The organism is Chitinophaga sp. HK235 (assembly GCF_018255755.1).
Lineage (GTDB): Bacteria > Bacteroidota > Bacteroidia > Chitinophagales > Chitinophagaceae > Chitinophaga.
This window is the reverse complement of sequence record NZ_CP073766.1, coordinates 2,241,586-2,260,621: the sequence shown is the minus strand read 5'-3', so window position 1 is coordinate 2,260,621 and position 19,036 is coordinate 2,241,586. Positions and strand designations below refer to the sequence as shown.

General features: G+C 44.1%; 21 protein-coding genes. 10 read left to right on the top strand and 11 right to left on the bottom strand.

The genetic code is table 11. From position 1 onward, the window contains the following. The first annotated feature begins 11 nt into the window (after positions 1-11). Positions 12-533 carry a DUF4402 domain-containing protein gene (locus tag KD145_RS07450; protein ID WP_212005279.1) on the top strand — a complete coding sequence of 174 codons (522 nt, stop codon included), beginning with the start codon at positions 12-14 and terminating at the stop codon, positions 531-533. 70 nt (positions 534-603) lie between these two features. On the opposite strand, the gene KD145_RS07445 is transcribed toward KD145_RS07450, so the two are convergent. Continuing rightward, entirely contained in the window at positions 604-960 is a 357-nt protein-coding gene (locus KD145_RS07445; protein ID WP_212005278.1) for a helix-turn-helix domain-containing protein, read from the bottom strand. A gap of 142 nt (positions 961-1,102) precedes the next feature. Between KD145_RS07445 and KD145_RS07440 the strand changes: the two genes are divergently transcribed. Together KD145_RS07440 and KD145_RS07435 are read left to right on the top strand one after the other, a co-directional pair. Then, a complete protein-coding gene (locus tag KD145_RS07440) occupies positions 1,103-1,879 on the top strand; it encodes a hypothetical protein (protein WP_212005277.1) in 777 nt (258 codons plus the stop codon). 148 nt (positions 1,880-2,027) lie between these two features. Beyond that, positions 2,028-2,582 (top strand): GNAT family N-acetyltransferase, encoded by a 555-nt coding sequence (locus tag KD145_RS07435; RefSeq protein WP_212005276.1) that lies wholly within the window; start codon positions 2,028-2,030, stop codon positions 2,580-2,582. A 226-nt stretch (positions 2,583-2,808) separates the two neighbouring features. On the opposite strand, the gene KD145_RS07430 is transcribed toward KD145_RS07435, so the two are convergent. The 5 genes from KD145_RS07430 to KD145_RS07415 all read right to left on the bottom strand — a co-directional run bounded on the left by KD145_RS07430 (position 2,809) and on the right by KD145_RS07415 (position 5,633). Further along, entirely contained in the window at positions 2,809-3,465 is a 657-nt protein-coding gene (locus KD145_RS07430; protein WP_249219757.1) for a methyltransferase domain-containing protein, read from the bottom strand. A 263-nt stretch (positions 3,466-3,728) separates the two neighbouring features. Further along, complete coding sequence (locus KD145_RS32530; protein ID WP_308219044.1) at positions 3,729-3,944, bottom strand: GDCCVxC domain-containing (seleno)protein; 216 nt, start codon at positions 3,942-3,944, stop codon at positions 3,729-3,731. Positions 3,945-3,990: 46 nt separating this feature from the next. Then, entirely contained in the window at positions 3,991-4,593 is a 603-nt protein-coding gene (gene merTP, locus KD145_RS07425; RefSeq protein ID WP_212005275.1) for a mercuric transport protein MerTP, read from the bottom strand. Next, complete coding sequence (locus KD145_RS07420; RefSeq protein WP_212005274.1) at positions 4,590-4,970, bottom strand: metalloregulator ArsR/SmtB family transcription factor; 381 nt, start codon at positions 4,968-4,970, stop codon at positions 4,590-4,592. Before KD145_RS07420 ends, merTP begins: the two co-directional genes overlap by 4 nt. Positions 4,971-5,072: 102 nt before the next feature. Then, a complete protein-coding gene (locus tag KD145_RS07415; RefSeq protein ID WP_212005273.1) occupies positions 5,073-5,633 on the bottom strand; it encodes a GNAT family N-acetyltransferase in 561 nt (186 codons plus the stop codon). Between the two features lie 646 nt (positions 5,634-6,279). Between KD145_RS07415 and KD145_RS07410 the strand changes: the two genes are divergently transcribed. Next, positions 6,280-6,486, top strand: coding sequence for a hypothetical protein (locus tag KD145_RS07410; RefSeq protein WP_212005272.1), 207 nt, complete (start codon positions 6,280-6,282; stop codon positions 6,484-6,486). A gap of 73 nt (positions 6,487-6,559) precedes the next feature. Here the strand turns inward: KD145_RS07410 and KD145_RS07405 are convergent, their stop codons facing one another. Further along, on the bottom strand, positions 6,560-8,086 hold the full coding sequence (locus KD145_RS07405; protein WP_212005271.1) for a serine hydrolase: 1,527 nt from the start codon (positions 8,084-8,086) through the stop codon (positions 6,560-6,562). 262 nt (positions 8,087-8,348) lie between these two features. Continuing rightward, positions 8,349-8,507, bottom strand: a complete 159-nt coding sequence (locus tag KD145_RS07400; RefSeq protein ID WP_212005270.1) for a class I lanthipeptide — start codon at positions 8,505-8,507, stop codon at positions 8,349-8,351. A gap of 328 nt (positions 8,508-8,835) precedes the next feature. On the opposite strand from KD145_RS07400, the gene KD145_RS07395 reads away from it, so the two are divergent. From KD145_RS07395 to KD145_RS07385, 3 genes are all read left to right on the top strand, one after another. Then, positions 8,836-9,417, top strand: a complete 582-nt coding sequence (locus KD145_RS07395) for a Crp/Fnr family transcriptional regulator (RefSeq protein ID WP_212005269.1) — start codon at positions 8,836-8,838, stop codon at positions 9,415-9,417. A gap of 105 nt (positions 9,418-9,522) precedes the next feature. Next, positions 9,523-10,401 carry a DMT family transporter gene (locus tag KD145_RS07390; RefSeq protein ID WP_212005268.1) on the top strand — a complete coding sequence of 293 codons (879 nt, stop codon included), beginning with the start codon at positions 9,523-9,525 and terminating at the stop codon, positions 10,399-10,401. A 49-nt stretch (positions 10,402-10,450) separates the two neighbouring features. After that, positions 10,451-11,260, top strand: a complete 810-nt coding sequence (locus KD145_RS07385; RefSeq protein ID WP_212005267.1) for an alpha/beta hydrolase family protein — start codon at positions 10,451-10,453, stop codon at positions 11,258-11,260. A 160-nt stretch (positions 11,261-11,420) separates the two neighbouring features. Here KD145_RS07385 and KD145_RS07380 read toward each other — a convergent pair whose 3' ends face one another. Both KD145_RS07380 and KD145_RS07375 read right to left on the bottom strand, forming a co-directional pair. Beyond that, on the bottom strand, positions 11,421-12,455 hold the full coding sequence (locus KD145_RS07380; protein WP_212005266.1) for a fatty acid desaturase: 1,035 nt from the start codon (positions 12,453-12,455) through the stop codon (positions 11,421-11,423). 57 nt (positions 12,456-12,512) lie between these two features. Continuing rightward, the gene (locus KD145_RS07375) at positions 12,513-13,394 is read right to left on the bottom strand and encodes a lysophospholipid acyltransferase family protein (RefSeq protein WP_212005265.1); all 882 of its coding nucleotides are present in this window, start codon (positions 13,392-13,394) and stop codon (positions 12,513-12,515) included. 303 nt (positions 13,395-13,697) lie between these two features. Here KD145_RS07375 and KD145_RS07370 point away from each other — a divergent pair, with 303 nt between their 5' ends. The 3 genes from KD145_RS07370 (at position 13,698) to KD145_RS07360 (ending at position 17,812) form a co-directional block, all read left to right on the top strand. Further along, entirely contained in the window at positions 13,698-14,138 is a 441-nt protein-coding gene (locus KD145_RS07370) for a hypothetical protein (RefSeq protein ID WP_212005264.1), read from the top strand. Positions 14,139-14,259: 121 nt separating this feature from the next. Then, positions 14,260-15,207 carry a polysaccharide deacetylase family protein gene (locus KD145_RS07365; protein WP_212005263.1) on the top strand — a complete coding sequence of 316 codons (948 nt, stop codon included), beginning with the start codon at positions 14,260-14,262 and terminating at the stop codon, positions 15,205-15,207. A 154-nt stretch (positions 15,208-15,361) separates the two neighbouring features. Beyond that, positions 15,362-17,812 carry an ABC transporter permease gene (locus tag KD145_RS07360; RefSeq protein WP_212005262.1) on the top strand — a complete coding sequence of 817 codons (2,451 nt, stop codon included), beginning with the start codon at positions 15,362-15,364 and terminating at the stop codon, positions 17,810-17,812. A 49-nt stretch (positions 17,813-17,861) separates the two neighbouring features. Here KD145_RS07360 and KD145_RS07355 read toward each other — a convergent pair whose 3' ends face one another. Continuing rightward, positions 17,862-19,007: an FAD-dependent monooxygenase gene (locus tag KD145_RS07355; RefSeq protein ID WP_212005261.1), complete on the bottom strand. Its 1,146-nt coding sequence runs from the start codon at positions 19,005-19,007 to the stop codon at positions 17,862-17,864. Between the last annotated feature and the right edge of the window lie 29 nt (positions 19,008-19,036).

Sequence of the window (19,036 nt, the reverse complement as noted above, 5' to 3'; positions counted from 1 at the left end):
ATCCAATTCTCATGAAAAAAAACCTCTTATCTTTAGTGGTTATCTTTTCAATCATTACTGGGGGGAAAGCTGTTGCGCAAACTTCCGCTACAGCTACTGCTAATGCTACAGCAGGAGTAGTAACGCCTATTACCCTGACTAAAACAGTGGACCTGAATTTCGGTATCCTGGTTCCATCCGGAACACCGGGAACACTGACATTGACTCCCATGGGTATTCGTACCCACGCTGGTGGTGTGTCAGTATTGTCTGCAACTGGTATGGTAACACCAGCACTGTTTGCGGTCTCCGGTGAAAGTGGTTATGCTTTCGGTATTACCCTTCCCGGAACAGACGTAATACTGACAAATGGTGGTGGACAAACCATGCATGTTTCCGACTTTGTCAGCTTCCCATCAGTAGCGACAGGTGGTACACTGGTTGGTGGTGTACATACGCTGACTGTTGGTGGTATGTTGCATGTTGATGCTAACCAGGCTGCTGGTATCTATACTAGCCAAACTCCTTTTTCTGTTACGGTAAATTATAATTGATTTACAGTAGTTGTGATTGAGATATAGACAGGAGGGTATCCCAAAGGTAACTTTGAGATGCCCTCTGGCTTTAAAACCGTTTGTCTCCGGTATTCAGTAAATCCTTTGTCAGAAGATTATCTCCCCATTTTTCCATAAGATCAACAATGGGGAGGAGTGATTCACCCAGCTCGGTCAGAAAATATTCCACTTTCGGTGGCAGTTCCGGGTAAATTACTTTTTTGACAATGCCATGCTCTTCCAGTTCTTTTAATTGCAGACTTAATACCCGCCTGCTGGCATTCGGGTTGTGCCGGGCCAATTCGCTGGGCCGGTGTATTCCCTTATGGATGGAATTAATTAAACAGGGTTTCCATTTTCCCCCGATAATCTCAAGCGTTGCACCTATACCACAACTAAGATCCTTTGGAATTTTCTTTTCATACATCTTCTTATCCTTATAGCTACAAATTTATGTTATATACTTCAAGGCGTGCATAGGGGCAATATTTTCACTATGACGATATTTTTGCCCATATTTTTTGCGGTATAGAGTAGCTATACTTTTGTCCGTACTAAATATTAGATATATGGAATCATCAACATTGTCAAACAGAGACAAAGCAGAAGCTATACAAAATAGCATCGAGACCGGGACATTAGCTGAAATCAGATTAATAAATCCTGCATCTTACAAACAGCATAACCCCAATGTTGCTACGGGGCTACAGGCGATCCTGGGGCTGCACAGCCAGATGCCGATGGAAAAAGTATATACTAATGTGGTTCGCAAATTTCAGGATGGCGACATTGGGTTTGTTCACGTAGATTATTATTTGTTCGGTCCTACGGTAGCTTTTGATATCCACCGTTTTGAAAACGGCATGAGTGTGGAGCACTGGGATAATCTTCAGGTCAATGCCCAAAAACGCAATAAGAGCGGAAGAACGATGACCGATGGCAAAACCAAAGCAGTCGATCATCATAAAACAACGTCAAACAAGGAACTTGCCCGCAGTTTTGTGCAAGAGGTCCTGATTGAGGGCCATACCGGACGACTATCAACGTACTTTAAGGAAGATGAGCTTATTCAACACAATCCGTACATGGGTGATGGGGTCCGGGAGTTTTTTGGTGTTTTGGAACAATGGAAACGAGAAGGGAAGCCACAGAGTTACCATACCATACATCAGGTATTGGGAGAGGGAAATTTTGTGTTGGTTTTAAGTGAGGGATACCTGCATGGAGTACATTCCGCTTTCTATGACTTATATCGGATTGAGAACGACAGGATCATCGAACATTGGGATGTTATCGAGGAGATACCGCCACTTGAAAAACGTAAAAATGACAATGGCAAATTCTAAAGCTTTAGTTTCATTGCAGTATTCCATCGAATACTGCAATGAGGTAGCAGCATTATTCAACATCATCAGTGTTGCAGGATATGTAATGCGTATGTGAAGAATTCTTATTTTCGGATATAAATACCCTTACTCCAAAATCAGTTTCATAATGAATCTTAGTATTCAATCTTCCAGACTAATAATCCGGGATTTTTCAAAAAACGAATGGGAAGCATTACATCGTTTGTACATGATGCCCGAAACAGTGAGATATAATCCCAGCGGGTATCCGGAAAATGAATCTGCGACAAGGGCACTGGTGGATGAATGGTCGGCACAACAGGAAGCGGCAGAAAGGGGTGAGTATACAGCGGCTATCATTAATAAGTCAGATAGCAATTTTGTCGGTGTTATTTCATTGGATCTGGGTGAGGCAAAATACAGGAGGGGGGAGGTATGGTATAAACTTTTACCGGAATGGTGGGGAAGAGGATATGCTACAGAGGCGATGAAGAGTATGCTGGCCTTTGGCTTTGGTCCATTAAAATTACATAGGATAGAATGTGGCTGCAGTATTCATAATATAGGATCGTATCGGGTAATGGAAAAGGTTGGTATGATACGGGAAGGTATTAAACGCAAAGTACTGCCACTGGAAGATGGATGGCATGATGCATATGTTTATGGTATTTTGGCGTCTGAATTTGGTGGTGGGGTAGTTTGAATTGCCATCAAAAGTTTTCAATGAATTGGCGCAAACCCGGAATGTTTACAAAAACATTTTCAGCCGGATAAACTCCCGCGAGCAAAGACAATAGCGAGAATTAGGTAACCCAAACGGGTGACCTGGTTTTTGGAGATGTTATGACAAATGAAGGGTAGCTTTTGGGGCTACTATGCCTGCATGTTTGCAGATAAGCATACAGGGAATAAAACAGGTGTCGTAAAAATTACTTGGTTGCCTCCAATGCAACTGCATTATTAAATCTGGATGCTTCCTCCACACGTTCGAACATACGATCCTTACTATCGTTGAAAGCGCAGTTCCGGACTTCTTTGAATCCGGCTTGTTGCAGGGCTGTACTCAACGACAGGTGATCCCACATGTATAAATGTTCCCTGTTGCCATAAGCTGATTGAATCAGCTGTTTCATGCCACGGGTCCGTTCCCGCTTTCCCAGTAGCGTTTCTTCCAGGAACTTGACATTGGCTTCCGGGTCCTGTTGGTTCAAATGGGAGGTGTAATGCTTAACGGCGCTTTCCAGGTCGGGTACCACACAACGGAAATAACCTCCTGGCTTTAACAGCTGATAGGTATTATGCAGTGCCTTTTTGCAGTCGTGGTAAGACAAATGCTCCAGTACATGACTACAATAAATGCCATCACAGGAGTTTTGGCCCACTCCGGGTAGTCCCTTCAGGATATCACCCAATATAACATTAGGATGAAAGGCTACATGCATGCTCCGTTTTAATAGTTTACCAATTAAAGGTAGCTGTTGCAGCCTCAGGGTAGGTGATGAATCGAAGTTTTTCCATCCTTCCGGCGCAGAAAAGGGCCCGCAACCGTATTGTACATAAAGTTTATGCTGTACCATATCTTGCATGTAGTTTATGATTTTTTTGGGTGACGGTTAGTATTCCTAATTTACTTAAAAGAACTTGTACAGCAATGATTAACAAGTAAATTATTGAAACATAATGTATGTTGGTGTAACCAGTCCTGTACTTTAGGGTTAAACGTTTACCTCATAGCTTTGGTTCTTCATTCACTGATTGAATTTTTTATTGTAATAATTTCACATGTAAATTTATTTTAAAATGTGGAGTCTTGCGACTTCTGTTGAACAACGAGCGCTTAGGTTGTTTTTTAGCAGCAGCAATTACCTTGCTGTATTGGTGGGCATTTCACGGTACCATAACTGCAATATACGCAGCAGTCGCCGGTTTTGGGCTTTATACGCTGATGGCAATTTTCGCACTCATAGAAATACTGACAGGCATTGGTGGGCATTGTTTCTTCCTTTTGATACCCACAGTTTGGACAGGTAAGAACTGATTTTAACTGAATGACTGGAACAGACATAGATTATAGTTTTTATTGTTTACGAATTCCCTACTCAATAACAGTCTTACTGTATTACTTTATAGCCTGTTTCACGCTCTACTGCGGTGGCCAGCTGTTGAAAGGATATTTGTATACTGTCAAATGTCACTATTGATATACCTTTAGCATAAGAGGTATTGACCTGCCGTACTCCTTTCTTTTGCACTAAAACATTATTTACATGCCCTTCACAGGCTTCACAGCTCATGCCCTGTATATGGAGTACCACCTGCTGTAAGCTGGTCGGATTACTGACGGCCATCTCTTGCCCGGATGCTTTGGGTTGAAGATATTTGGCATAATAGGGAAAGGTTGACAGTAAAACAGAAACCCCGGTGATCATCCAAAGAAAGGCTTTTGATTGTAACCAGCTTTTTTTCCCTTCATCAGCACAGCCACAGGCATCTTTGGGGCGGGGCTTATAAGCCCGATAGAATGCGAACCCTAAAACCAACAACGTCGCGCCCAGCAAATAAGGCCGCAGGGGTGCAGCCCAGCTAAATGCCGCAACTGTTCCACCTGCACCGCCTATTATAGCCAGCAGCGGCACAATGCAGCAAAGTGACGATGTTACCGCAAGTAAAAGACCTGAACCAAGTAAAACTTTACTATTCTTCCCGCTACTCATGTTGTTTCAGCTTTTAAATTCATTTGATTGATGATCTTAAAGAATGGGCGCAGCAGCTTAAAATGTTCCGCCCTTATAGAATAGAGAATGGTTTGTCCTACTTTGCGGGATTCAACGATGTTACCATCCTTCATTTTGCGCAGGTGTTGGGAAATGGCGGGGATGCTCATACCCAGAATATCACTCAGATCACAGGGGCAAAGCTCTTTCTCTTCTTCCAGCAGGTATAGGATTTTCAACCTGACATCATTGCCTGCCAGGGATAAAATACCCGAAAGTTGCGCAAACGCACTCTCATTCGCGGCCACTTTTTGTCTGCAATCATTTATCTGTACCGGGTTTGCCTGCTCACGAATGCAAATATTTTTTCCCTCCATAAGGATATTCTTTACTGTAAAGATAAAACTATTTAGTATTTAAGCAAATGCTTAAATGTATTGCTTTAAAAATGCTAATGCCATTCCCTCCTGTAAACAGCGTCAGGCATTATGCTGTCGGTCCAGCAGGTAGACATATTCCAGGCCATCTATTTCATCCATCACCTCATCTGTTTTGATAAAACCAAAAGACCGGGCAAGTTCTAAAGAGGGTAAATTTTCCGGTGAAATGGAAACAATAAAACGGTGCACGGAAAAATGTTCTGCAGCCCAATCAATAAGCCCCAGGATAGTCTCACGCGCATATCCTTTTCTTCTATAGTCTGAAAAAATGTGGTATCCCAATTCTACGGATCCTTTTCTATATGGCTTGTCAGCTTGAAGATCCGGACTACTATGGAAACGTACCAAACCGATCGTTTTCATTTCGTCTTTTAGCAGGATAGCCCTGGATGCCCACGGCCTATATGCCGGATCTTCCTGGAGCTGGCGGCGGTCATTTTGAAGGCTATTGAGTTCACTGAGAAATTCCGCTGGAATGGCAGCATGCAGCAATTGTTGAGCTGTTTCCAGGTTATTGTCAAGGCAGGCGCTGGTGACTTCTTCTCCGAGTAATCGCAGTATCAAACGCGGGGTAATGATATCATTTAAAACTTCAGACATTGCTGTTATTCCTTTACGCGAATGTATTCTATTTAGCCGTGGGAAAATCTGACACAGATCAAAAAATGTCGTTTCATATTAGGCTGAAACTATTCATGATCCCTGTTTTTGCAATGTATACGATCGATCATTTCTGTCTTATCGAACAAAGATGTCCTGGTATCAATTGTTAAATGAACCCAAAGTAATCCTATGCACCGTTTGATTTAAGCTAATCTAGTACAGGAGCAAGTTTCACTTCTTTTTACTCACTATTTATACCATATGTATACAAACGGCGGTTCCGGTGCAGACGCGGTTACAGCTATTACCGGTTATGATGGCTTTGTAAACTTTAGGGCGGAAAATATAGCATTAATTCCAGAGGGGCAATATTGTCTTACAGACTCCGCTACCTTAGCGATCATAGCATCGCAAGGACTGTGCTGACTTCTACTTTTAATGTGCGTACCTGCGATGAGACGATCTCCCAAATGTATAGCTACGTCAATTCACAGGATGCAGACCACTATATTGACGCCACCACAGTTCATGACCCATACTGGACCCTTGAAGGCCCCCTTTTCAGAGCACATAAAATATCGGTAGATGGTGCTTATCCGGTATATTGTTATTCAAGACCCAGCACAGGTGAACATGTATCACGATGGGTGGCGTTAGTGGCGGTGATTGGAGAAATGAAGGCGTATCTTTCTATGCCTTTAAAACCCAGGTAGATGGCACTGTTCCCATCTACGAGTTTTACAGCGATTCCGGCAAAGATCACTATTATACACCTGCCACTACGATTGGCAGCTTTCCCGGATACTGGACTTCGAAAAATGGGCCTGTGTTTTATACGTATCCCAATTAATAATCAAGAAGGGCCACCGCTTATGTATGGTGGCTCTTCTCCATTTTAGAAGGCGTTGTTAACTCACCAATAACTATTCCCTCATCAATCCCAGTTTCTTCATCGCCCTGATCCCATCTTCGCTGATCGGATTCAATTCTAGTGACTTCCTGTACATACTCACGGCATCCTCTCTGTGCCCGCATTCCAGCAGGGCTTCTCCATAACTATCGTAGGTGTTGAAGTTGGCGGGGTCCAGAAAGGTGTTGAGTTTAAATGTTTCCAGCGACCATTGTTGATGCTCTTTGTTATTGGATTCATACAGGAAATCATATCCAAGAAAGTTCATCTCTCTGGTACTAAAATAATAGTGTGTGGTATCAGCCATATAGAGATGGAGCATACAGGCAGCATGATCTGGTCCCTGTTCCATCAGTGCTTTGGCATACGCGCGTACCGCAGATGTCTTGAAATCAAGCGGTAGGGGAGGATGGTTATTCAGCATGTAAAAACAGGAGGTTACATTATCCCCGAATTTGCTGTTGCCATTGGTATAGGCCACCAGCATTTGTTTTCGGCTAAGGTTGTGATAATAGAAAGTGGCCAGTCCGAATTTAAATCCTCCATGGCCAACACCTTTTCCATAAGCCGGCAGATTAAATATTTCCCAGCCCAGCCCATACTGGCCTGTACCTTCGCCCAGCATGGTATCCATCTGTTCAGTATGTTCCTTACCGTTATTCAGCTTTACAGGAGTAATAGCTTCTTCAATAGTGGACAATGATAACAGTTTCCCGCTAAAGAAAGCATCGTCGAATTTTATCATATCATCCATGGTGGTAATGATATTGGAAGGACCTATGCTTGCCTGGTTATTGTATTCACTGTACCGATAACGCTTAACCTGATCAGCAGGGAGGTATACTGAATCATAATAAGTGGGTTTTATCTGCTGCTTTACACGGAGAGGATCTTTGTTACTGCCATATATCGATACATATGTATCTTTCATACAGGCTGGTATGAAAATATTTTTCTCGAGATAGGCAGGAAAGGGAACTCCTGTAATTTTTTCTGTTATTAAGGCTAACAGCGTGTAGTTGGTATTACAATAACGAAATTGATCTCCCGGTGTAAAGTAAAGTCCTTTCTTCCATTGCCTGAGCAGTGGTAAAATAGCAGCGTTGGAAATTACAGAATCAGGGTATTGCTTAATTACTTCTTCATACAGCTCAAGGTTAGGCAAGCCGGAAGTATGTGTAAGCAAATGGCGGATGGTGACTCCTTTAAAAGGGAAGGAGGGAAGGTACTTTGCAACCTCATCATTCAGCTTCAGCTTTCTTTTGTCTTTCAATTGAAGGATAGCTGTGGAGGTAAATATCTTTGAAACAGATGCAAGATTAAAGCGCGATTGTGCTGTATTTGGTTTTTGAGCGGCATAATCTGCATATCCACCTGAATAGGAGTATACTTTATGTCCCTTTTCTGCTAATGCAATATTGCCATCATAGAGATGATGGGCAGAGAGGGCGGCAAAGTAAGTTCCCAGGAGGGTATCCCGTTGCTGGGCCTGTATGCTGACTGAGATCAGGCATATTATTCCAATAATGAATTGTCGCATAAACCTGGTTTTGGTAAGGTTGGACAATGTTATAGAAAAGCAGCGAAGAGGGTTGTTACATGTGGTGAAAGGTGTAAATAATGTGACGAAATGGGCAAATTCCGGTGGTTGTGGTACAAACAATACAAAAGCTACAGAAAAGCAGCACAGACATGTGCTGCTTTTCTGCAATCAAATCGGCTGCATTCAAAAATGTCGAAGCAATCTGATCTGCTATAGACCAGGATTTTTCTTCGGACAAAAAATTAGTCAGCGGATGTTTTTAACAGAAATAGCCGTTCCTGCGGGCTTCCTCATCACAATTAATAAAAGTGTGATAGGAAATACGACCTTCTGATTGATCTTTTTGTTCACTCAGTGATTTGACGGTTGTTTTGTTGAGCATCAGTTTTTTTGACAACGCGATTTTTTTCTTTTTCATTTTCATAACATTTAATGGTAAATCCTCCCTGTCTTTAATCATGAGATATGGCCATGGGCGGGTTATTCAGCGCAGTAAATTCAGCACAACGGAAGATCGCCTGCTATAACATTTTTTATATATCCCTGTGGAAAACGTGGCTATACTTTACGTGAAGAATAGAGTTGACAGGTGATAAAATCGGGTATAACTTTTCAAAACAAACATAAGCAACGGGTTAATCTGATCAATGTATCACTATCTAAAAATACAAAAAAAAATGAAAAACAATTGGTCAAAAAGTCGGAAGATATTCGAATCACTAAAATAATAATTACATTGGCATCCTATGGATAACAGGTTAACCGATTTCTTTGCGGCTATGGAGCTATATGCTCCGCTTTCCGGGGATGCAAAAAAAGCATTTACAGAGCATCTTCATTTCAGGGAGTTGAAAAAACATGATCTGTACCTGGCACAGGAAGACATCCCTCAGAAGATTGCTTATATCAGCCGGGGATTGCTGTCGTACTACAGAATACAGGAAAACGGAGATATTGTTATAAAGCGATTTTTTGCTGAAAATTCGTTTGTGGCATCTACAGCAGCGCTGGTAAAAAAGGTGCCCAGTATGTTTGCCATCGAAGCCCTGGAAGATACACTACTGATAGAATTTCAATTCGATCAGTTTAAACAGCTGATGCATAACCATACAGACCTGGCCTTTTTCTGGATCAACTATCTCGAAGAAAACTGGGTGGCCCGGAAAGAAGAGCTGGAAATAACCCTTAAATATCTCACGGCCAAAGAACGTTACCTTGACTTCATTCAAAACAACCCAGCTTTGGCGAAACGCCTCCGTCAACATCATATTGCTGCCTTCCTGGGAGTTACGCCTACACAGCTGAGCCGTATCCGCAAGGAGTTGTAAAATTTTCCCCGGCATCAACATATGTATATGTTTATTCCTTGTGACCGTTCTAGTTTTGCCTTACGCTTTTGAAAAGCGGGCGAATTCTTAAACGGTTATTTTTTCATGAATAGACTCAAAGGTGCCTTCTTTGTAGTGATGGGGGCTGCAAGCTATGGTGTACTGGCCACTTTTGTAAAAATCGCAGGACAGCAGGGTTATACTACCGGTGCTGTCACATTTTCCCAGTTCCTGACAGGATTCTTATTTCTGTTTCTCTTCCAGTTTTTTTCACCCCGAGGGAAACAGGCAATGCGGCTGCCGTCATCAGAAAAAATCAGGCTCATTGCCGGTGGGACTTCCCTAGGGCTTACCAGCACCTTCTATTACCTCTCTGTGCAGTATCTGCCGGTATCTGTTTGTATCATCCTGCTGATGCAGACTATCTGGATGGGTATAGTCTTCGAGAGTTTCAGAAAACGTGAAACGCCTGCATGGCCCCGGATTGTGGCCATTGTTATTGTCCTGGCAGGTACCATATTGGCTACTGGAGTGTACGAATCCCGTTTTATACCTGACTGGAGAGGTGTCCTGTTTGGTATGCTCGCCGCTGTGAGTTATACCGTTGCGATGGGTGTCTCCAACAGCCTTGCACTTGAACTGCCGGTGATCCGGAAGTCGATGTACCTCGTATTGGGCGGCCTGCTGGCCATTCTTGTTTTCTGGAACAGACAGATTGTAGTTGACTTCCGGCCCGATATATTCTGGAAATGGGGGCTGTTCCTGGCTACATTCGGAACTATATTGCCGCCTGTGCTGTTTAGTAAAGGGTTCCCGAAAGTGGGCATAGGAACAGGAAGTATCCTTTCGGCGGTGGAAATACCGGTCTCTATCGGTTGCGCCTATATTTTTTTGCAGGAACCTGTCAGTACCCTGCAATGTCTGGGCGTAGCCCTGATTATTAGCGGTATTATAGCTGCCCATCTGAAACCCGGCAAATCATAAGACTCCTGCGGACATAAATACCTGTAATCAATTTTTAAATATAATACACATGAAACATCCGATTATTACTCTGTGGTTGTTGCTGGTGCCGGTTCTGTTTGTGAAGGCCGCCACTGTAGATACTGTTGCTGTTTTCAGTAATGCAATGAACAAACCCATCAGGACCCTCGTTGTATCTCCTGCTCAGAAGAAGGCAGGACAACGTTTTCCGACGGTATATGTACTTCACGGATACAGCGGCAACCCCGACAGAACTTTGAAAGAAGACATTCCGGCTTTGCCGGAAATGGCAGATCAGTACGGTATCATATTCATTCTCCCGGACGGAGGTTTTGACAGCTGGTATATCAACAGTCCTGTCAGAAAGAACAGTATGTATGAAACCTTCATCGGACAGGAACTGGTCAGTTATATAGATCAGCACTATCCCACCACAGCATCCCGCGACCAGCGCGGCCTGATGGGCTGGAGTATGGGAGGCCACGGTGCGCTGTATATTGGAGTAAAACAATCATCAAATTTTGGTGTACTGGGTAGTATTTGTGGTGCCGTGGACTTCACCCCGTTTGTGATGGATTTCGGTATTGATAAACTGGTAGGAGCAGACAGCACAAAATGGAAATATTATAATGTGCTGGACAATGCCCGGTACTTTGTCTTCAGCCAGCAGCAGCTGATTATCAGTTGCGGCGCTGCCGATCCTTTTCTGTCATACAACCGCCGGCTGCATGAATACCTCGACCAGCATCACGTGGCCCATACCTATATTGAAGGGGAAGGTGCGCATGATCATGCATACTGGTCAAAGGCTGCGCAGTATCAGGTTTTGTTCTTTAATTTTTTCTTTAAATCGAAGTAGTATTAGCTTAAAACTGTCAGTAAGACACGAATAAACCGCTGAATATTGTGATCAATAGAGGGGGGAAGAGATCTGAAAGCAGTAGATGGCAGAGGATATTTATTATTGAAGTAACGGCTGCAGATTTACATCTATGCAGCCGTTGCTGCTATAAATTGACTTATGAAACAGCTTCTGTTACAATAGCTGGCTGTGGTTGATATCCACGTCTCCTCAGTGCAGCAGCTTCGCGGAGCGAGAGCATGCGCTGTTGTTGAGGGTCCCATATTTTGAGCCTGCAACAGGCTATGATATCCTTTACGCGGAGGCTGGTGGTTTTGGCATTTTGCAGTTCCGGGATCCCGGCCATTGCCTGTGGTAACCGATAGAAAGGGATACGGGCATTCAGATGGTGAATATGGTGATAGCCTATGTTGGCGGTAAACCAGTTCATAACCGGCGACATCAGCATATAGCTAGATGACAGCAAAGCGGCCTCGTGATAACACCAGTCTTCATTATCGTTAAAGGTAACACCCGGGAAATTATGTTGTGCATAAAACAGGTAGGCTCCAATACAGCAGGAGATGGTAAAAGGTATCAGAATAAAAAGCATCCAGGTCTGCCAGCCCAGGAAATAACAGATGGCCACGCTGCCGGATATATGTAATACCAGGGCGAGAAGGCTGTCCAGGTGTTTACGCGGGCTGCTGAGAAATGACTGCAGACACATACCAATCATGAACATGGACAGATAGCCGGCGAGGATGGTAAGCGGATGTCTGCTGAAGAGATAAGCTCTTCTTTCCTTACGGCTCATCTGTTCAAATTTATGCCGGGTGGCGATAGGGTAGGAGCCAATGCTGGCACTGAACAGTTTTGAGTTATGCTTGTGATGATAATCGTGAGAACGTTTCCATATGCTGGTGGGTGCCAGGATGTACAGGCCGAAAATGGTCATGATGGCGTTGGCCACGCGGGATTGCTGCAGGATGGTATGGTGCTGATGATCATGGTAGATGACGAACATCCGCACAATCAGCAGACCTGAAAGAATACTGGTGACTAACCTCCCTGCAAAAAACGGAATAATGAGGGTGCCGGTAAGGGCAATTAAAAGTAGTCCCAGTGTAGTACATAAATGAAACCAGCTGCTGGACCTGATTTCACTGGCATAGGGTTTAGTAGCCAGTATAAGGTCTTTCCCTTCGCGCATAAGCATATTAAATTGAATGATGATAAGTTCGCTGTCGTTATATATGATGAGCCGGATTTATACAGGCTGTGTGCGTTTGTGCTTCCATCTTCTGTGCGACCAGAGCCAGGTTGCAGGTTGTTCCATGATGTCCTGTTCCAGTTTTCGTGTATGCGAGATGGTGATAGCGCCTTCGTTTTCGGCCGTCGGTGTCTCTACCAGCATGGAAGCTTTTACACTGTAGTAGCCTCTTTTGATGCGGATAACGGATACATATACAACCGGGTAGTTCATTTTCTGGGCTATCTTCTCCGTACCTTTGGAAACAGGTGTATCCTGATGAAGGAAGGTGGTCCACTGTGCTGTAGCGGGCTGTGGTGACTGATCTGCGATAAATGCGGTGGCGTTTACCTCCTGTCTGTTTTTCACCATTTCACGGAATGTGTCCTGCATGGCAATTAATTTAGTGCCAAAGCGGGTACGCATTTTATACATCAGGTTGTTGAATTGTTTGTTGGCCAGTGGATGATAGATCACGTATAGCTGTTGCTTGCACAGGATGCTGAAGGTATTGCCGGCCCATTCCCAGTTGCCTTTATGGCCCATCACCAGTACAGTACTCTTCTTTTGTTCGGCGAGTTGATTAAATAATTCAACGGTGGCAGGCGTGAAACTGCAACGCCTTACCATCTCCGCTTTGCTGATGGTAAGTGTTTTGAATGTTTCCAGAAACATGTCACAGAGATAGTGATAGAAATCCTTGCAGATTCGCTTCAGTTCGGTATCACTCTTATCTGGAAAAGATGCACGCAGGTTGCTCATCACTACTTTTTTCCTGTACGACAGGACATAGTAAAGCAACACATACATAGCGTCGGATAACAGGTACAATAAACGAAATGGCAACAGTGCCACACCGTAAATAACAGGTTGTAGGCAGTAATAGATAATACTTGACAAATCAACAAAGTTTAGTTTGTTACTCCCCTTTCAGGAGTAAAAGTGGTAAATATAATTGTAAATCAGCATATTTCATAATATCAGTAAGTAACAAAAGTGTTATTTTATTAATATTTTCAAAAATTGCAGGTATTTCCCTATTTGACGTTTTATATGGCTGGTACCCCCATGTAGTAAAAAAAAATTTTACCTGCGTCAGATCCGGAGCACCCGATTACCGGGAATATAAGACATTTTCCAAAATTATCATTATCTTATAGCAGCTTACGGCAGTGAATGTTAATTGTATAAACCCCCAAATGTATGACAGTCACCTCTCAGGCCCATCAGGGTAACAAACTAATCTTTCTTGGCCTTGTACTGTTCCTGCTCGGATTACTTGCCGGTGTGTTCGGCCCTTTCATGGTTAATCCACGAATGGGCTTGAGTGCTCATCTGGAAGGAGTGATGAATGGAACATTTTTAATAGTACTGGGACTGATATGGGAAAAAATGATGATATCCCCCACCTGGTTGAAGATAACATACTGGCTGGTGGTGTACGGCACATTCGCTAATCTGATCGCGGTTTTAATAGCAGCGATTACTGGTGCTGGTAAAATGATGCCTATAGCAGGCGGGCAAGCAGGAACACCTTTAGTGGATGGCATCATCTCTTTCCTGCTGATATTAGTTGCATTAACCATGCTGGCCACCTGTGTGATTATACTGATCGGTATGTATAGACGTCTCCGTATTCAATAGTCCTGTTGTATCCCCGATATTTACCGATTTTTCAATGAAATGTACAGCGCTTTTGCAGGTAATCTGTCGGAGTTTTGCATCAGTGTCAGGGACATCTTTAAAGAACCGGCACTGACCATTTATGAGCACAAGACGGACATTCATCAAACAAACCGGTAAAATCGGCGCACTCAGCCTTTTGCCGTTCACAGATTTACTAAATATCCCAACACAGGAACATGCTATGAACACAGCCACCCGATGGGCAGATGGCTCCAGATTAGTCGTGTCTATCTCCATGCAATTCGAATCAGGTGGACAACCCGATAATGCGGAGAGCCCATTCCCGCAGAATATGGAAAAAGGATACAGCGATTTGCCGGCAGCAACCTGGTATCAATATGGCTACAAGGAAGGCATTCCCCGGATGCTGGATAACTGGGATAAACTGGGCATTAAGGTAACCTCACATATGGTGGGATCCGCGGTGCTCAACAATCCCCGGCTGGCAAAGGAAATAGTGGACCGGGGCCATGAAGCTGCTGCCCATGGAATGAACTGGAGCGCACAGTATAATCTGCCCTATGAAGATGAAAAGAAATTTATAAAGGACGGGCTGGATGCTGTTAAAAAAGTTACAGGAGCTACTACCGTAGGATATAACGCCAACTGGCTGCGCAGAGGGGAAAACACCCTGAAAATACTGCAGGAGCTTGGGTTTACCTATCATATTGATGATTTAAGCAGAGATGAGCCCTTTATCATCCGGGTAAATAACCGGGATTTTGCGGTGGTGCCTTATACACTGAGAAATAATGATATACTGCTCATTGAAGGAAGACATTTTTCGGTAGACCAGTTTTTCTCTCAGGTAAAGGCAGATTTTGACCAGCTGTATGCTGAAGGAGAATTTAAAAGAAGACAGCTGTCCATCAGCTTCCACGACCGTATCGGAGGTACGCCACAGATGGTAAAGACGGCATACGATCTCATTAAATACATGCAACAGCACAAAGGTGTTTCTTTCAAACGTAAAGACCAGATCGCTGAAATGATATTACATGACAAGACTGCCATCCGGGAAAAATAACCAGATGGAAATGCATAAAAGGAGATACTCAAGCGGGTATCTCTTTTTTATTGCGGGGTACCAACATATCAAGCTGAAGAAAGAACGCAGGGCAGGGGCCAATTCGGGTATTTTTCCGGAGATAATAATTATTTTTAGACATAACGTTTCCCATATGTTCAAAGACCTTGCCCGCGCCACTTTCCGTAACCTATGGAAGGAAAAATTTTTCACCGGTATCAATGTCATGGGGCTGGCCATCGCTATCGCAGCTTGCCTGTTGCTTTTTAAATATGTTTATTTTGAAATGAGCTTTGATAAGTTTCATGTCAATAATAATAACATTTACCGGGTAACTTCTCTTTGGAACAAAGGCAAGGTACAGGAAGACCACAGGGCACTCACCGTTCCCTGGACGGGTCCGGGCGCAAAGGAAATCTTCCCGGAAATTGCGGAGTACGGGCGTTTGGCGCCGGTGAAAACTTTTATTGGGAAAGAAGTGATCAGCTATGAAGATAAAAAGATCAGTGAAGACAACGTTTATTTTGCAGATCCCGGGTTTTTAAAAATGTTCTCTTTTAATATGGTGAGAGGAAGTCTGGCCAACGCACTTAGCAGACCCTTTACAATAGTGCTGACAGAATCGCTCGCCATGAAATACTTCAAATCACTGGACGATATTGTTGGTAAAACCCTAACAATAAAAACAGGCGGACAACTGGAGCAGGAAACCTTTGAGGTGACAGGCATTGTAAAAGACCCGCCTGTCAATTCTCATATTCAGTTTAATGCATTGTTGTCCTTTACCTCTATCTTCCAGGGACTAAACGAAGGAAGTACCTGGTGGCATTGGGATTACACCTATAACTATTTGTTATTGAGGAATGGCGCCGATCCGGTGAATCTCGGGCAAAAAATGTCGCAGGAGCGAAGACGTTTGTTTGGCGCAGAGATGGGGAACTTTAATGATGAAATTGAATTTGTGATACAGCCTTTGTCTGCCATACATCTTGGCCCCGATCTCAAGTTTGGGATAAGTAAAAATACCAGCCGGTCGGCCCTTTATTTCCTGATACTAATCGGTATATTTATCCTGATCATTGGTTATATCAACTATATAAACCTGGCTGTTGCAAAGTCTATAGAACGGGTTAAGGAAATCGGGGTCAGAAAGACACTGGGTGCGCATCGCTCCGGATTAATCAGACAGTTTCTTTTCGAATCGCTGTTTATTAATGTGCTGGCTACGCTGGTGGCATTGTTGCTTACTACGTTGCTATTGCCTTTGTTTGAACGTTTTGTGGAGGTACATTTGTCAGTAGCCGGACATCTTTCCGCTACGGTTGTTTTCCTGTTGCTGTTGATGATAGTTGGTACTTTCGCTGCCGGTTTATATCCTGCATTTGTTTTATCCTCCCTTAAACCGATAGATACGCTAAAAGGCAGGGCCGCAAAGCATATGCAGGGAGGCGGACTCAGAAAGGTATTGGTTGTTGGCCAGTTTGCATCGGCGGTATTGCTGATTTGCGGGACCGTCACTGTTTTTAAGCAGCTGCACTATATGAAAAATGTGGAGTTGGGCATGAAAATGGAGAAGGTGCTGGTGATGAAAGGACTGGGGGCCTTTGAAGAAAATCAGTATCAGTATCTCAAATCGGAATTGCAGAAAATACCTGGCATAGAGAAGGTGGCCGCTGCTTCAGCGGTGCCGGGTGATGAATTACAGGCGATCCGGTCTAAGATCATCAAAGCCAATGGCCAGAAGAGTAACGATATAGACATTGTATTGGTGGATGATGATTTTTTTGATGCCCTGGAGATTAGACGTATTAACGGAAGAGGCTTTAACCTTGCTTCTGATCAGGATGCATCATCTGTTATTGTTAATGAATCGGCTGCTGCGTTGATGGGTTATAACGATCCGGGCAAAGCCCTGCATACCAATGTACAGTGGGATAAGGGAGCTTTCGGACATGGAGGCAAAACCACCAGGGTAGTGGGAGTGGTCAGTGATTATTATCAACGCGCAAAAAAGTCGCAGAGAACTCCTGTTGTTTATCTGCCAAAGAAGTTCTTTAATCCCAGGTGGACTAATCAGTATTACCTGGTAAAGTATCAGGCTGATAATCCGGCTTCCATGCTGGAAGTGCTCAAATCCAGGTGGCAGCAGGCATTTGGTAATGCGCCCTTTGATTACTTCTTCCTCGAAGATCATTTTAATATCCAGTATAAACCTGAACAACTGTTTGGAAATGTATTCAGTCTGTTTACCTTCCTGGCGCTGGTGATTGCTGCCTTGGGCCTGTTTGCGCTTTCTTCCTTTACCATTCTTCAGCGTAGCAGAGAAATTGCCATTCGTAAAGTGATGTATGCATCTGAAAGTGATATTGTAAAGTTGTTTGTAAAAGATTATCTGAAACTGATCCTGATGGCTTATCTGGTGGCGATGCCTATTGGTTTTGTCATGATATCAAAATGGCTGGATGATTATGCGAATCGTATTACGATAGGTGCCTGGTTTTATACAGTGCCGGCGCTGGTGATAGTATTGGTGGCATTGTTGAGTGTATCTTTTCAAACCTGGAAGGCTGCTGTAAGGCGGCCAATACTGGCGCTTACGGACTGATGTGATATCAAAGAACAAAAACGGCGCGGTAACCCGCGCCGTTTTTGTTTTAGAGGTCTGCTTTGTATAAAAAGTCCAGCTGTTTCTTTGTGGTGGCGGCGGGCATGCTGCGTACCAGGAAATTCCGGATGCCGGCAGCGATACTTCCTTTCCAGTTGGTGAGCTGTGCCAGCTGCCAGGAGGTGCTAACAATTTTATGGGCCCGCAGGATACGCCTGGATTCATATTGCCGGAATGCCGTTTCATAGTGGCTGTTGCCGGAAAGGCAATCGGCGAGTACGTAAGCGTCTTCTATGGCCTGACTGGCACCCTGACCGAGATTGGGGGTGGTGGCGTGTGCAGCATCGCCCAGCAATACCACACGTCCGCGGTGCCAGCCGCTGATGGGGGCCAGGTCATACAGATCGGAACGGATCAGGTGTGCGGCTTTAATATGGGCCACTACTTCCTTCATATAACCGCTGAAAGGGGCCAGTTCCTGCCGTATAAGCGCCAGCGCCTCTTCCGGCGAGAAATGAGCGCCTTCCGGCAGTCTTTTGGTAAACCAGAAATATACCTGGTTCCCACCTACATGGATATACGAAGCTCTTACACCATTGCCGGTACCCCATACTTCGGCGGTCGTCACCCGTTCTGCCTTTGGAAGGTCCATCGTGATAGTAGTGCGCCAGCATACCTGACCGGAATAACGATAACCTTTGCTGCCGATATAGGATTCACGGATGGCAGATCTTATGCCATCGGCAGCAATGAGGATGTCTCCCTGCGACTCGCTGCCATCTTCAAACCTGGCAATTACCCCCTGACTGCTTTCTGCTACGGCAATACATTTTTTGCCTGTTTGTACCGGCTGTTGCAGGAACTCCAGCAAGGTTGCCTGTAAAGTAGCACGATGTATAGGCAGACTGCGGTTGCCATAACACTGCTCCAGCATGTCGTTGTCTATGGTTTGCAGTATCCCGCCTTTGTAATTTTTTATATATAAATGGTCCAGATGACCACCCCTCTCTTCCAATACCTTCGTGAGGCCCAGCCGTTCATATACTTTCATGGCGTTGGCGCCGAGCAATATACCTGCTCCCACTGCCTTATACTCAGGTGCTGCTTCAAAAATCTCGTAAGTCCACCCTTGTTGCTGCAGTGCGATAGCGGTGGTGAGGCCGCCTATGCCTCCACCGATGATGATCGCTTTCATAAATATCTTATTTTAGGTCAAATGTACTA